Raw genomic sequence first — 15,208 nt, forward strand, 5'->3', positions numbered from 1 at the left:
TTAAATACGAATTGTATTTGACTAACAGCTACTAAAAAGGGCATCATTTGATGCCCTTTTTCTACGCTGAACAAAATGTAGCCGTAATTTGGCGGTTTTGTAATTGAATCAGCGAAGAATTGTATTAGATTTTGATCTAATTTATTTAGTTGATGGCTTGCCCTAAACTAATGAGTTAGCCCTGCCTATGCGGGGTTATTGTCGTTTTTAGTAAAACTTATCACAGGTTTGTTTATGAAAGCCAAAGCTGAAACTCACGAGAGCTCAAAAGCGGCCGATGCTTTTAAGTGGTTTATCACTTTTGCATTGTTAGCTGCTGCCGTTGTGGGTAATTACCTGTATGGTGAAATGTCTGTTGCTATTCGTGCAGCAGCCGTTGTTATTTTAATTGGTGCTGCGCTTGGTGTAGCTGCATTAACAACGAAAGGTAAAGCTGCGATAGTCTTTGCTCGAGAAGCAAAATTGGAAGTTCGTAAAGTGGTTTGGCCAACACGCCAAGAAACAATGCAAACTACCTTTATCGTATTAGCTGTAAGTATTGTAATGGCTCTATTGCTTTGGGGTATTGACGGCATCATGGTCCGTCTCATTGCTCTAGCAACTGGAGTGTAAGGGGTTTAAACATGAGTGAAGCACCAAAAAAACGCTGGTATGTCGTTCAAGCCTTTTCTGGCTTTGAAGGCCGTGTTGCACAATCTCTTCGTGAACACATCAAAATGCACGCTATGGAAGAGTTTTTCGGTGACGTATTAGTTCCGACTGAAGAAGTTGTTGAAATGCGCGCTGGTCAACGCCGTAAGAGTGAGCGTAAATTCTTCCCTGGCTATGTATTAGTTCAGATGGTTATGAATGACGAGTCATGGCACTTAGTACGCAGCATTCCGCGTGTTATGGGCTTTATTGGTGGCACCTCTGACCGTCCTGCTCCGATTACAGATAAAGAAGCCGATGCTATCTTGAATCGTTTAGAGCAAGCGAGTGAAGCTCCAAGACCGAAAACATTATTTGAAGCAGGTGAAGTGGTTCGTGTTACCGAAGGCCCATTTGCTGACTTCAATGGTACGGTTGAACAAGTTGACTACGAAAAAAGCCGCTTAAAAGTGTCGGTATCGATCTTTGGTCGTGCGACTCCGGTTGAGCTTGAATTCAGTCAGGTTGAAAAATCGAACTAAGAATTTGCTTAATAAAGCATCAAAAGACTTGTTTTTGGCGTGAAGTTTTCCTATAATTTCGCGCCTTTTTACAGGTATTCATGTAAAACAACGGGGAGCTGGTGAATAGAAACTAGCGTTTGTACCCAACATTTAGGAATTAAAATGGCTAAGAAAGTAGAAGCTTATATCAAACTGCAAGTTGCAGCTGGTATGGCAAACCCAAGTCCACCGGTTGGTCCTGCACTAGGTCAACACGGTGTAAACATCATGGAATTCTGTAAAGCGTTCAACGCAAAAACAGAATCTATTGAGAAAGGTCTTCCAATCCCAGTTGTTATCTCTGTATACAACGACCGTTCTTTCACGTTTGTAACTAAGACTCCACCTGCTGCAGTTCTTCTTAAGAAAGCGGTTGGTATCAAGTCTGGTTCTGGCCGTCCAAACACTGAGAAAGTTGGTACTGTTACTGACGCTCAGCTACAAGAGATTGCTGAAACTAAAGCTGCAGACATGACTGGCGCAGACATCGAAGCGATGAAGCGTTCTATCGCGGGTACTGCTCGTTCAATGGGCCTAGTGGTAGAGGGATAATAGATCATGGCAAAACTTACTAAGCGTATGAAAACAATCCGCGAAAAAGTGGATGTGACTAAAGAATACGAAATCAACGAAGCTATCGCTCTTCTTAAAGAATTAGCAACAGCTAAATTCGTAGAAAGCGTAGACGTTGCTGTAAACCTAGGCATCGATGCTCGTAAATCTGACCAAAACGTTCGTGGCGCAACTGTACTTCCACATGGTACTGGCCGTGAAATCCGCGTAGCAGTATTCGCACAAGGTGCAAACGCTGAAGCAGCTAAAGAAGCTGGCGCAGATATCGTTGGTATGGAAGATCTTGCTGAGCAAGTGAAGAAAGGTGAAATGAACTTCGACGTAGTTGTTGCTTCTCCTGATGCAATGCGCGTAGTTGGTCAATTAGGTACTATCTTAGGTCCACGCGGTCTAATGCCAAACCCTAAAGTTGGTACTGTAACGCCTAACGTTGCTGAAGCAGTTAAAAACGCTAAAGCTGGTCAGGTTCGTTACCGTAACGACAAAAACGGCATCATCCACACTACTATCGGTAAAGCATCTTTCGAAGCTAACCAACTACAAGAGAACTTAGAAGCTCTTCTAGTAGCACTTAAGAAAGCTAAACCATCTTCAGCGAAAGGTACTTTCCTGAAGAAAGTAAGCATCTCTACTACTATGGGTGCTGGTGTTGCTGTTGATCAAGCGAGCTTGAACACTCAAGTTTCTTAATTAATTTGCTTAGGCGCGAAATTTGTGTATAATTTTGCGCCTAATTATGGTTGGAGTGTTGCTTATTTTGTCGAATTCTTTCGTAGAAATAGACAGAGCAAATGATGCTTCCATCCAAGACCGTAGGCGTTAACTGATATTTATATTGGCTTAACTTAATAATACCTACGTAGATGGTGCCCGAACTGATGGTCGTATTTCGTTAGAAATATTCATTTGGGAATGCACCGAAAGAACACTTGTTATTTTAATGAGTGGTGTAACTACAACCAGGAGTAAATCCAAATGGCTTTAAACCTTCAAGACAAACAAGCAATTGTTGCTGAAGTTAACGAAGCAGCCAGTGGTGCACTTTCTGCAGTTGTTGCTGACTCTCGTGGCGTTGCTGTTGGCGCGATGACTTCTCTACGTAAACAAGCTCGTGAAGCTGGCGTTTACTTGAAAGTTGTTCGTAACACACTAGCACGTCGTGCAGTAGTTGGTACAGACTACGAATGTCTAACTGACGTATTCGTTGGTCCTACTTTGATCGGTTTCTCTAACGAGCACCCAGGTGCTGCTGCGCGTCTTTTCAAAGACTTCGCTAAAGAGAACAAAAAATTTGAGATCAAAGCTGCTGCATTTGAAGGCGCTTTAACTGACGCTGATGTACTAGCGACTCTACCTACTTACGACGAAGCGATTGCAAAACTAATGATGTGCATGAAAGAAGCTTCTGCTGGGAAGTTGGTACGTACTATCGCTGCTGTTCGCGATCAAAAACAAGATGCTGCTTAAGCCTTGCATTTTATTGGTTGCTAAATAAACTTATTGTTAACTTAAAAGAGAATTGTTATGTCTATTACTAACGAGCAAATCCTAGACGCAGTTGCAGAAATGTCTGTAATGCAAGTTGTTGAGCTTATCGAAGCTATGGAAGAAAAATTCGGCGTTTCTGCTGCAGCAGCTGTTGTTGCTGGTGGCGCAGCTGCAGGTGATGCTGCTGAAGAGCAAACTGAATTTGACGTAATCCTAACTGCTGCTGGCGGTAACAAAGTTGCTGTAATCAAAGCAGTACGTGGCGCAACTGGCCTAGGTCTTAAAGAAGCTAAAGGTCTAGTTGACGGTGCTCCAGCTCCGCTTAAAGAAGGCGTTTCTAAAGAAGAAGCTGAAGCTCTTAAAGCACAACTAGAAGAAGCTGGTGCTTCTGTTGAAGTTAAGTAATTTATACTTAATTTCTTAGCCGAAAGGCTAATGGCTGGTGGTTTATTGACCACCGGCCTTTTTGCGCTGTAGGGTATAGATTAATTTTCCCGCTGTTTAGACATCTATATCCAAGCAAAAAACATTCAAAACTTCTGCTGTGCGACCACCGTTCAGATGAAGTTAGAGTGTCACCACATAAACAGTGTTGTTAGTCACTGTCCCCGTGATATCAATAGGTTGATATCAACGTGTTTTGGGCAGTTTGGGTCACTTATCAGCTAGCTGAGGAACCCCATGGTTTACTCTTATACCGAGAAAAAGCGCATCCGTAAGGATTTTGGTAAGCGTCCACAAGTATTGGACGTCCCATATCTGCTATCGATCCAGCTCGATTCATTCGACAAGTTCATTGAACAGGATCCAGAAGGTCAATATGGTCTTGAAGCTGCCTTCCGTTCTGTATTTCCAATCCAGAGCTACAACGGCAACTCTGAGCTGCAATACGTTAGCTACCGTCTTGGTGAGCCAGTATTTGATGTTAAAGAATGTCAAATTCGTGGTGTCACTTATTCGAAGCCGCTACGCGTTAAACTGCGCCTAGTTGTTTTTGATAAAGACGCACCAGCAGGTACCGTAAAAGACATTAAAGAACAAGAAGTCTACATGGGCGAAATTCCGCTTATGACAGACAATGGTACCTTCGTAATCAATGGTACCGAGAGGGTTATCGTATCCCAGCTGCACCGAAGCCCAGGCGTGTTCTTCGACAGCGATAAGGGTAAAACCCACTCTTCAGGTAAAGTACTTTATAACGCACGTGTGATTCCTTACCGTGGCTCATGGTTAGACTTTGAGTTCGATCCTAAGGATAACTTATACGTACGTATCGACCGTCGTCGTAAGCTACCTGCATCAATCATTTTGCGTGCACTTGGCAAGACCACTGAAGAAATCCTAGATATCTTCTTTGAAAAAGTACGTTTCGAAGTGAAAGACCAAACTCTACTTATGGAGTTGGTACCTGATCGTCTACGTGGTGAAACGGCATCATTTGATATTGAAGCAAATGGTACGGTTTACGTGGAAGCAGGCCGTCGCGTAACGGCTCGTCATATCCGTAATCTTGAAAAAGATGGCGTTGAGTTTATCGAAGTACCGGTTGAGTACATCGTTGGTAAAGTTGCGTCTAAAGATTATGTTGATGAATCAACTGGCGAACTTATCGTTGCAGCGAACCAAGAAATTTCACTAGAAGCGTTAGCAAACCTTTCTCAAGCGGGTTACAAGAAGCTTGAAGTTCTGTTTACTAATGATTTAGACCATGGCCCATTCATGTCTGACACGCTACGTGTTGACAGCACTACGGATCGCATTTCTGCACTGGTAGAAATCTACCGTATGATGCGCCCTGGTGAGCCACCAACGAAAGAAGCAGCAGAATCTTTATTTCAAAGCTTGTTCTTCTCTGAAGAGCGTTACGATCTATCGACTGTTGGTCGTATGAAGTTTAACAGCTCTATCGAACGTGAAGATGCACAAGACCAAGGTATCCTTGATGAAACGGATATCATTGCGGTAATGAAGAAACTGATCGGTATCCGTAACGGTATTGGTGAAGTGGACGATATCGACCACCTTGGCAACCGTCGTATCCGTTCTGTTGGTGAAATGGCTGAAAACCAATTCCGTGTTGGTCTAGTCCGTGTTGAACGTGCAGTGAAAGAACGTCTAAGTCTTGGTGATTTAGATGCGATCATGCCTCAAGACCTTATCAATGCTAAGCCGATTTCGGCAGCAGTGAAAGAGTTCTTCGGCTCATCACAGCTTTCCCAATTTATGGATCAGAACAACCCGTTGTCAGAAGTGACGCATAAACGTCGTATTTCTGCGTTAGGTCCTGGTGGTTTGACACGTGAGCGTGCCGGCTTTGAAGTACGTGACGTTCACGTAACTCACTACGGTCGTCTATGTCCGATCGAAACGCCTGAAGGTCCAAACATCGGTTTGATCAACTCACTATCAGCGTTTGCTCGTTGTAATGAGTATGGCTTCCTTGAAACCCCTTACCGTCGAGTTGTTGATGGTGTGGTAACAGAAGAAGTCGATTACCTATCTGCGATCGAAGAAGGTCAGTTTGTTATCGCTCAGGCGAACGCACACTTGACTGAAGAAGGTCGTTTTGCTGATGAACTGATCACAGCTCGTCAAAAAGGTGAATCTGGTCTTCACCCACGTGACCATGTTAACTACATGGACGTTGCAACTAACCAAGTTGTATCGATCGCGGCATCGCTTATCCCGTTCCTAGAACACGATGATGCTAACCGTGCATTGATGGGTGCGAACATGCAACGTCAAGCGGTACCAACACTGAAAGCTGATAAGCCTCTAGTTGGTACAGGTATTGAACGTAACGTAGCGGTTGACTCAGGTGTAACGGCTGTCGCAAAACGTGGCGGTATGATTCAGTCTGTCGACGCATCACGTATCGTTGTTAAGGTTAATGAAGATGAGCTAGTACCTGGTGAAGCGGGTATCGACATCTACAACTTAACTAAATACACACGTTCTAACCAAAACACATGTATCAACCAGCGTCCAACTGTACTACCGGGTGAACCAGTAGCACGTGGTGATGTTCTTGCTGATGGTCCTTCAACCGACCTTGGTGAACTTGCGCTTGGCCAAAACATGCGTATCGCATTCATGCCTTGGAATGGTTACAACTTCGAAGACTCAATCTTAGTATCTGAGCGCGTAGTTCAAGAAGACCGTTTCACGACGATTCACATCCAAGAGCTTTCTTGTGTGGCTCGTGATACCAAGCTTGGTAGCGAAGAAATTACAGCAGATATTCCAAACGTAGGTGAGTCTGCTCTGTCTAAACTAGACGAGTCAGGTATCGTTTACATCGGTGCTGAAGTTAAGGGTGGCGACATCCTAGTTGGTAAAGTAACCCCTAAAGGTGAAACGCAACTGACTCCTGAAGAGAAGCTACTACGTGCTATCTTCGGTGAAAAAGCGTCTGATGTTAAAGATACGTCTCTACGTGTACCTAACTCTATCTCAGGTACGATCATTGATGTTCAAGTCTTTACTCGCGATGGTGTAGAAAAAGACAAGCGTGCGCTTGAAATTGAACAAATGCAGTTGAAAGACGCGAAGAAAGACTTAACTGAAGAGTTCCAAATTCTTGAAGGTGGTCTATTAGCTCGTGTTCGTTCACTGTTGATTTCTGGTGGCTTCTCTGAAGCGAAACTAGACGCTATCGATCGTAAGCAGTGGTTAGAGCAAACACTGGAAGATGACGCACTTCAATCTCAGCTAGAGCAACTTGCTGAACAGTGGGATGAGCTAAAAGCTGATTTTGATAAGAAGTTCGAAACTAAACGTCGTAAGATCACTCAAGGTGATGATCTTGCACCGGGCGTACTGAAGATTGTTAAGGTTTACCTAGCAGTTAAACGTCGCATTCAACCTGGTGATAAGATGGCGGGTCGTCACGGTAACAAGGGTGTAATCTCTAAGATCAACCCTGTTGAAGACATGCCATACGATGAAAAAGGTCAACCTGTTGATATCGTGCTAAACCCACTGGGTGTACCATCACGTATGAACATCGGTCAGATCTTAGAAGTACACTTAGGTCTTGCTGCTAAAGGCATTGGTGACAAGATCAACCAGATGGTGAAAGAGCAACAAGAGCTAGCGAAATTCCGTGAGTTCTTGCAAAAAGTTTATGACTTAGGTGATACACGCCAGGAAGTAAACATTGCCGAGCTATCTGATGATGAAGTACGTACTCTAATCGGAAACTTACGTGGCGGTCTACCAATCGCAACGCCAGTATTCGATGGTGCAAACGAACCAGCAATTAAAGAATTGCTTGCTCTTGCAGACCTTCCTGTATCAGGTCAATTAGACCTATATGATGGTCGTACAGGTGATAAGTTTGAGCGTCCTGTAACTGTGGGTTACATGTACATGCTGAAACTGAACCACTTAGTGGATGACAAGATGCACGCACGTTCTACTGGCTCGTACAGCCTAGTAACTCAGCAACCACTTGGTGGTAAAGCTCAGTTCGGTGGCCAGCGTTTCGGTGAGATGGAAGTATGGGCACTTGAAGCATACGGTGCTGCTTACACCCTACAAGAAATGCTAACTGTTAAGTCTGATGACGTGAACGGCCGTACTAAGATGTATAAGAACATCGTAGATGGCGATCACAGCATGGAACCTGGTATGCCAGAATCGTTCAACGTATTGTTGAAAGAGATCCGCTCACTAGGTATTAACATCGAGCTAGAAGACGAAGAGTAACTACGTACATTTGTAAGTGGGCTCAGATTAACCCGGTAGAAAAAAGGCGTTCAGCCGAACGCCTTTTAACTCCTTACAGGAGCTGATTGTGAAAGATTTACTGAACTTTCTAAAAGCACAGCATAAGACCGAAGAATTTGATGCAATCAAAATCGGTCTAGCTTCACCAGACATGATCCGTTCATGGTCTTTTGGTGAAGTTAAAAAGCCAGAAACTATTAACTACCGTACGTTCAAGCCAGAACGTGACGGTTTGTTCTGTGCGCGTATTTTTGGTCCAGTAAAAGACTACGAATGTCTTTGTGGTAAATACAAGCGCTTGAAACACCGTGGTGTTATCTGTGAGAAGTGTGGCGTAGAAGTTACACAAACTAAAGTTCGTCGTGACCGTATGGGCCACATTGAGCTTGCCTCTCCAGTAGCACACATTTGGTTCCTTAAATCACTACCATCTCGTATCGGTCTATTAATGGATATTCCGCTACGTGACATCGAACGTGTTCTTTACTTCGAAATGTATGTAGTGACTGAACCAGGCATGACTGATCTTGAAAAAGGTCAAATGCTGACGGAAGAAGAATATCTAGACCGCTTAGAAGAGTGGGGTGATGAGTTCGTTGCGAAAATGGGCGCTGAAGCGATCAAAGATCTGCTACACACCATGGATATGCCTGCAGAAGCAGAGCAAATGCGCGAAGAGCTAGAAACCACTAACTCTGAAACTAAGCGCAAGAAAATCACTAAGCGTTTGAAATTGGTTGAAGCGTTCATTGCATCAGGTAACAACCCTGAGTGGATGATCCTAACTGTTCTTCCAGTTCTTCCGCCAGATCTACGTCCTCTAGTACCACTAGATGGCGGTCGTTTTGCGACTTCAGATCTGAACGATTTATACCGTCGTGTGATCAACCGTAACAACCGTTTGAAGCGTCTTTTAGACCTAGCAGCACCAGACATCATCGTACGTAACGAAAAACGTATGCTGCAAGAATCTGTTGATGCTCTATTAGATAACGGTCGTCGTGGTCGTGCGATCACAGGTTCTAACAAGCGTCCTCTGAAATCTTTGGCTGATATGATCAAAGGTAAACAAGGTCGTTTCCGTCAGAACCTACTTGGTAAGCGTGTAGACTACTCTGGCCGTTCTGTAATCACAGTAGGTCCATACTTGCGTCTACATCAGTGTGGTCTTCCTAAGAAGATGGCACTAGAGCTATTTAAACCATTCATCTACAGCAAGCTAGAATCTCGTGGCATGGCTACAACGATTAAAGCGGCGAAGAAAATGGTAGAGCGCGAAGAAGCGGTAGTTTGGGATATCCTAGACGAAGTGATTCGTGAACACCCAGTGCTACTAAACCGTGCACCAACACTGCACCGTCTTGGTATCCAAGCATTCGAACCTGTACTGATCGAAGGTAAAGCGATTCAGCTTCACCCACTTGTGTGTGCGGCATACAACGCCGACTTCGATGGTGACCAAATGGCGGTTCACGTGCCTCTAACTCTAGAAGCACAGCTTGAAGCACGTACATTGATGATGTCAACCAATAACATCCTTTCACCAGCATCGGGTGATCCAATCATCGTACCTTCACAGGACGTAGTATTGGGTCTTTACTACATGACTCGTGAAAAGATCAATGCAAAAGGTGAAGGTATGTACCTTGCTGGCCCTGCAGAGGCTGAAAAGGCATACCGTACTAAGACGGCTGAGCTACACGCTCGCGTTAAAGTACGTATCACTGAAACTGTGGTTGATGAAGACGGTAACAGCACAACGTCAACGGGTATGGTTGATACCACTATCGGTCGTGCAATGCTTTGGCAAATCGTACCTGAAGGTCTACCTTTCAGCATCGTGAACCAAAAACTAGGTAAGAAGCAAATCTCGAACCTATTGAACGAGGCATACCGTAAACTTGGTCTTAAAGATACCGTAATCTTTGCTGACCAAATCATGTACACAGGTTTTGCATACGCAGCACTTTCTGGTGTGTCTGTTGGTATCGACGATATGGTTGTTCCAGCGGCGAAATACACTGAAATTTCTGAAGCAGAAGAAGAAGTACGTGAAATCCAAGAGCAATTCCAATCTGGTCTTGTGACTGCGGGTGAGCGTTACAACAAAGTTATCGATATCTGGGCGTCTACCAACGACCGCGTTGCAAAAGCAATGATGGATAACCTTTCTTCTGAAACTGTGATCAACCGTGACGGTGAAGAAGAACAACAAGAATCGTTTAACAGCATCTACATGATGGCTGACTCAGGTGCTCGTGGTTCTGCCGCTCAGATTCGTCAGTTGGCGGGTATGCGTGGTCTGATGGCGCGTCCAGATGGTTCAATCATCGAAACGCCGATCACAGCGAACTTTAAAGAAGGTCTGAACGTACTTCAGTACTTTATCTCAACCCACGGTGCTCGTAAGGGTCTTGCCGATACGGCACTTAAGACTGCGAACTCCGGTTACTTGACTCGTCGTCTCGTAGACGTTGCGCAAGACGTTGTGGTAACAGAACACGACTGTGGTACTTTCGAAGGCCTAGATATGATGCCTCATATCGAAGGTGGTGACGTTAAAGTTGCTCTATCTGAACTTGCTCTTGGCCGTGTTGTTGCTGACGACGTGGTGAAACCAGGTACAGAACAAGTATTGATCCCACGTAACACGCTACTTGATGAGAAGTGGTGTCAAATTCTTGAAGAAGAATCGGTTGATAAGATCAAAGTACGTTCAGTGGTAACTTGTGATTCTGACTTCGGTTGTTGTGCAAACTGTTACGGTCGTGACCTAGCTCGTGGTCATAAAGTGAACCAAGGTGAAGCGGTAGGTGTTATTGCAGCACAATCTATCGGTGAGCCGGGTACACAGCTAACCATGCGTACGTTCCACATCGGTGGTGCGGCGTCAACGGCAGCAGCAGAAAACAGCATCCAAGCGAAAACAACCGGTACTGTTAAGTTACACAACGCTAAGTTTGTAACCAACAAAGATGGCAAGCTTGTTATTACGTCTCGTGCATCAGAAATGACTATCATTGATGAATTCGGTCGTACTAAAGAGAAACACAAACTGCCATACGGTTCTATGCTAAGCAAAGGCGACAACGAAGCCGTTACTGCGGGTGAAGTTGTCGCTAACTGGGAAGCGCACACCATGCCAATCATCACTGAGGTGGCAGGTCGTATCCAGTTCGCAGACATGATTGATGGTGTGACTATCTCTCGCCAAACTGATGAGCTAACTGGCCTATCTTCAAGTGAAGTTGTAGACCCAGCACAGCGTCCATCAGCGGGTAAAGATATGCGCCCAGTAATCAAGCTGGTTGATGAGCAAGGCAACGATGTAATGATCCCTGGTACGGATATGCCAGCAGCATACTTCCTACCTGGTAAAGCTATCGTGAACATTGAAGACGGTGCGGAAGTGGGTATCGGTGATACTCTAGCTCGTATCCCTCAGAAATCTGGCGGTAACAAAGATATCACCGGTGGTCTACCTCGCGTAGCTGACTTGTTCGAAGCTCGTAAGCCTAAAGAGCCTGCGATCCTTGCAGAACACACTGGTACAGTATCGTTTGGTAAAGAAACCAAAGGTAAACGTCGCCTAATTATCACTCGTGAGGGTGGTGAGACTTATGAAGAAATGATTCCTAAGCATCGCCAGTTGAACGTGTTTGAAGGTGAAAAAGTGGAACGTGGTGATGTGATCTCTGATGGTCCAGAAACACCGCATGACATTCTACGTTTACGTGGTATTCACGCTGTTACTCAATATATTGCTAACGAAGTACAAGAAGTTTACCGCTTACAAGGCGTTAAGATTAACGATAAGCACATTGAAACTATCGTTCGTCAAATGCTACGTAAGTGTACTATCACTCATGCGGGTGATTCAGACTTCTTAGAAGGTGAGCAAGTAGAATACTCACAAGTTAAGATTGCTAACCGTCAATTAGAAGCGGAAGGCAAAGAGCTTGTGCGTTACGAGCGTGACCTACTAGGTATCACTAAAGCGTCTCTAGCGACTGAGTCGTTCATCTCGGCAGCATCGTTCCAAGAAACGACGCGCGTACTAACAGAAGCGGCTGTTTCTGGTAAACGTGATGATCTACGTGGCTTGAAAGAGAACGTTATCGTGGGTCGCTTGATCCCAGCAGGTACAGGTTATGCTTACCACCAAGAGCGTCAAAAACAACGCGAAGGTGAAGAGCAAGGCCCATCAGCTGAGCAAGCAACTGACAACCTAGCAGCGCTACTAAACGCTGGTTTCTCTGAAGAGTAATCGTTAGAGAGACGTTGAATCGACAAAGGCACCCTTCATCGGGTGCCTTTTTTAATATCTGGAAATTGTCATCTTGAGTTTTTGTCCTTTTCGTTAGTTTGATAAAGAGTATAATCCGAGCTTTCTTTCCCCCCTTCTGAGATTTGCTATGTTGTATATCTTTCCCATGGTCACTGTATTTATTTGGGCAGGGAATGCGATCATTAATAAAATGGCGTCTTCGGTTATCGATCCTGGGGCGATTTCATTTTATCGTTGGCTGGTGGCGTTTATTGTTTTAACCCCGTTTTTGGCGTTACCGACTTGGAAATATCGTAAGCAAATTTGGCCATATTTACCTAAGTTAGGCTTCTTATCACTCCTTGGTATGGTGCTGAATCAATCCCTGGGCTATTACGCCGGACTGACCACCACAGCACTGAATTTATCGCTTATCACCTCGCTAGTGCCTTTGATGGGATTATTTTTGAGTATTCCGCTGCTTAACCAAAGGCTAACGGTTTATGCGGTGTTTGGCGCGGTCATTTCTTTTGCCGGTTTATTATTAATGCTGAGCCATGGTGATGTCAGTGCATTATTTTCTAATGGCATTAATCAAGGGGATATTTTAGTGTTGCTCGGTACGCTGGCATACGCTTTATATGTGGTGTTGATTAAACGTTGGCGCATGCCGATTTCTAATTGGCAATCGGTCTATGTGCAAGTGTGCTTTGCGATTGTGATGCTGTTTCCGCTATTTATGACGAGTGAACAAGTGACATTGAATCAACAGACGGTACCATTAGTGATGTATGCTGGATTACTCGCATCCATTATTGCACCTTGGTGTTGGATGATGGGGATCGAGCATTTAGGTGCCGATAAGTGTGGGAGAGGAATAAAGTTTCATACTAAACAGTCAAATAACCCTGTTCGTACCGTTCTAAATGATACGTAACCCCAAAAAAAGATTCATACTAATTTCTACAACCAAGTCTGAATCGGGCTATCACTGAGTATTAAAGTATCATACTGGTTTCTTCATCACAGCCCCAACCAACGCTTTCAAACTCGTTTTTGGACATAAATGAGTTTCGTAGAATAGAATATTAGCATTTCATGAATTACCTTAGGTATGGGAAGGTCGCTCAGTTTGCAGCCTAGTCTGTCTGAATCGCTTCGTCTCGTAAAAACAACAATTTTGTACAATCATCACGCTCAATGAATCGTTATTGTGTAACTAAAATATACAAATGGACTACATAATGACGACATTACTTATAGCAATGGGGACCTTCGCCTTGATCACTTCGATCTCACCTGGTCCAGTCAACATACTGGCAACCGTAACTGGAGCAAATCATGGTTATGTACGTACAATGCCGCATATTACTGGAGCGACTTTCGGATTTGTTTCTATTCTCTTCTTATTGGGCTTTGGGTTGTCTAAATTCATCACTCAGATCCCTTATCTGTCGGAAAGCATGACATTTTTAGGTGGAGGTTTTCTTTTGTACCTTGCCTATAAAGTGGCTATCCAAAAACCGACAACAAAAAATGAAGATACTGAGTTAAACAGCGCTGCCCCTTCATTTTTACAGGGTATGATGTGCCAGTGGCTCAACCCAAAAGCATGGATTGTTTCTCTCGCTGGCATTTCGGTTTTTTATACTGGCCAAGATTTAAAATTAACCGTGCTACTCCAGTTTTGTGCAATATTTTTTGTTATCTGTTATGCGTCGATTTCTGTTTGGGCGGTACTTGGAGTTACTATTCGTTCAGTGTTAGAAACGCCTTCACAGTTGAGACTATTCAACCTTTCTATGGGACTATTACTAGCGACAACTGTTCTATATACTTTTTTTATGTCTAGCTAAAAAAGAGCCAGTTAATAAAGTGAAGCCACAGTTCTATCGTTCAAGCGTAGTTCCTGTTGAACTACGCTGCTCCACAGGTACTAAGGCGTGCTACGGCAAGCATACTCATGAAGAATTTTCTATTGGTTCAGTAGATGGAGGACATAGCGTCTACTTTAACACCAATACCGAGACGCAGATTGGTGTGGGTTCTCTTGTCATAGTGAATCCACTGGAAGTGCATTCGTGTAATCCAGCACTAAATATGGATTGGAGTTATAAAATGCTTTACGTATGCCCGAAATGGTTAGGTTATATTCAAACAATGACGGTCGATAACCCGTCAAAAAACTTTATTCCATTTTCTCAAATACATACTGACGACCCTGTTCTCTACAGGCAGTTTCAATCCCTAGCAAACTCCATTATCGCCAACACCGATAACATGAAAATAGAGGAAGAATGCATTATGTTCTTCTCCCGTTTATTCCATGAGACCAACACAGGCGCACTGAACAAACCGATACCAAGAATAAATATTGTAAAGGCGTATAGTTATATAGGCGATAACTTCAAAAAATGCATTTCAGTCAAAGATATTGCTCGAAACTCTGGGTTAAGTGAATACCACCTCATCCACGCATTTAGAAAATCGTATGGGATAACGCCTCATGCAATGCAAGTCTCTATGCGAATTAATGAAGCTAAGGCGTTGTTGAAAAAAGGACAAGATATTGCAGCTGTTGCGAGTGAACTTGGTTTCAATGATCAAAGTCATTTTCATCGCAGCTTTAAGAGACTCGTTGCGACCACTCCTGCCGAATACAGAAAATAAGGAAAATGTCGTCTTCCGATAACTAAAATTAAGTCAAAGAAACTTTTGTGGAAACACTGTAGCTGTATGCTCTAGCACAGTTTGGGGCATAAGTTTGCCAGTAAGTCCCGCATAATCAGTCAGGTTTGAAATCGACAGGTTACAAGAATATAATATTGGTGCTTGCTATGAGAAACGCGGCTTCGGCTCCACTCATAGACAAATGAATTCAAATAACCCTGTTCTCTTCCGCTCATAGAGTATTGACCGCAGGTAGCGCGTGATAGAGTCACTTATGTGGCTCTTA

General features: G+C 43.9%; 11 protein-coding genes. All 11 read left to right on the forward strand.

Annotated elements, in window-relative coordinates:
* The first annotated feature begins 234 nt into the window (after window positions 1–234).
* Window positions 235–612 (forward strand): preprotein translocase subunit SecE, encoded by a 378-nt coding sequence (gene secE, locus Vgang_RS00395; protein ID WP_105903729.1) that lies wholly within the window; start codon window positions 235–237, stop codon window positions 610–612.
* Between the two features lie 11 nt (window positions 613–623).
* Window positions 624–1,172, forward strand: coding sequence for a transcription termination/antitermination protein NusG (gene nusG, locus Vgang_RS00400; RefSeq protein ID WP_105903728.1), 549 nt, complete (start codon window positions 624–626; stop codon window positions 1,170–1,172).
* 144 nt (window positions 1,173–1,316) lie between these two features.
* Window positions 1,317–1,745: a 50S ribosomal protein L11 gene (rplK, locus tag Vgang_RS00405; RefSeq protein WP_105903727.1), complete on the forward strand. Its 429-nt coding sequence runs from the start codon at window positions 1,317–1,319 to the stop codon at window positions 1,743–1,745.
* Between the two features lie 6 nt (window positions 1,746–1,751).
* On the forward strand, window positions 1,752–2,456 hold the full coding sequence (gene rplA / locus Vgang_RS00410) for a 50S ribosomal protein L1 (protein WP_105903726.1): 705 nt from the start codon (window positions 1,752–1,754) through the stop codon (window positions 2,454–2,456).
* Between the two features lie 285 nt (window positions 2,457–2,741).
* The gene (rplJ, locus tag Vgang_RS00415; protein ID WP_105903725.1) at window positions 2,742–3,233 is read left to right on the forward strand and encodes a 50S ribosomal protein L10; all 492 of its coding nucleotides are present in this window, start codon (window positions 2,742–2,744) and stop codon (window positions 3,231–3,233) included.
* A gap of 57 nt (window positions 3,234–3,290) precedes the next feature.
* The gene (rplL, locus tag Vgang_RS00420; RefSeq protein WP_105903724.1) at window positions 3,291–3,659 is read left to right on the forward strand and encodes a 50S ribosomal protein L7/L12; all 369 of its coding nucleotides are present in this window, start codon (window positions 3,291–3,293) and stop codon (window positions 3,657–3,659) included.
* Window positions 3,660–3,935: 276 nt separating this feature from the next.
* The gene (gene rpoB / locus Vgang_RS00425; RefSeq protein ID WP_105903723.1) at window positions 3,936–7,964 is read left to right on the forward strand and encodes a DNA-directed RNA polymerase subunit beta; all 4,029 of its coding nucleotides are present in this window, start codon (window positions 3,936–3,938) and stop codon (window positions 7,962–7,964) included.
* Window positions 7,965–8,052: 88 nt separating this feature from the next.
* Window positions 8,053–12,252, forward strand: a complete 4,200-nt coding sequence (gene rpoC / locus Vgang_RS00430; protein ID WP_105903722.1) for a DNA-directed RNA polymerase subunit beta' — start codon at window positions 8,053–8,055, stop codon at window positions 12,250–12,252.
* A 148-nt stretch (window positions 12,253–12,400) separates the two neighbouring features.
* Window positions 12,401–13,189 carry a DMT family transporter gene (locus tag Vgang_RS00435; RefSeq protein ID WP_105903721.1) on the forward strand — a complete coding sequence of 263 codons (789 nt, stop codon included), beginning with the start codon at window positions 12,401–12,403 and terminating at the stop codon, window positions 13,187–13,189.
* A gap of 307 nt (window positions 13,190–13,496) precedes the next feature.
* Entirely contained in the window at window positions 13,497–14,108 is a 612-nt protein-coding gene (locus Vgang_RS00440) for a LysE family translocator (protein ID WP_264923455.1), read from the forward strand.
* Between the two features lie 19 nt (window positions 14,109–14,127).
* Window positions 14,128–14,922: an AraC family transcriptional regulator gene (locus tag Vgang_RS00445; RefSeq protein WP_105903382.1), complete on the forward strand. Its 795-nt coding sequence runs from the start codon at window positions 14,128–14,130 to the stop codon at window positions 14,920–14,922.
* The last annotated feature ends 286 nt before the right edge of the window (window positions 14,923–15,208 follow it).

Origin of the sequence: Vibrio gangliei, assembly GCF_026001925.1 — a bacterium.
Classification (GTDB): domain Bacteria; phylum Pseudomonadota; class Gammaproteobacteria; order Enterobacterales; family Vibrionaceae; genus Vibrio; species Vibrio gangliei.

Coding starts and splice junctions, on each gene's coding strand:
- rplK (WP_105903727.1), top strand. CDS start 1,317: ATGGCTAAGAAAGTAGAAGCTTATATCAAACTGCAAGTTGCAGCTGGT.
- Vgang_RS00435 (WP_105903721.1), top strand. CDS start 12,401: ATGTTGTATATCTTTCCCATGGTCACTGTATTTATTTGGGCAGGGAAT.
- rpoB (WP_105903723.1), top strand. CDS start 3,936: ATGGTTTACTCTTATACCGAGAAAAAGCGCATCCGTAAGGATTTTGGT.
- Vgang_RS00440 (WP_264923455.1), top strand. CDS start 13,497: ATGACGACATTACTTATAGCAATGGGGACCTTCGCCTTGATCACTTCG.
- rplJ (WP_105903725.1), top strand. CDS start 2,742: ATGGCTTTAAACCTTCAAGACAAACAAGCAATTGTTGCTGAAGTTAAC.
- nusG (WP_105903728.1), top strand. CDS start 624: ATGAGTGAAGCACCAAAAAAACGCTGGTATGTCGTTCAAGCCTTTTCT.
- rplA (WP_105903726.1), top strand. CDS start 1,752: ATGGCAAAACTTACTAAGCGTATGAAAACAATCCGCGAAAAAGTGGAT.
- rplL (WP_105903724.1), top strand. CDS start 3,291: ATGTCTATTACTAACGAGCAAATCCTAGACGCAGTTGCAGAAATGTCT.
- secE (WP_105903729.1), top strand. CDS start 235: ATGAAAGCCAAAGCTGAAACTCACGAGAGCTCAAAAGCGGCCGATGCT.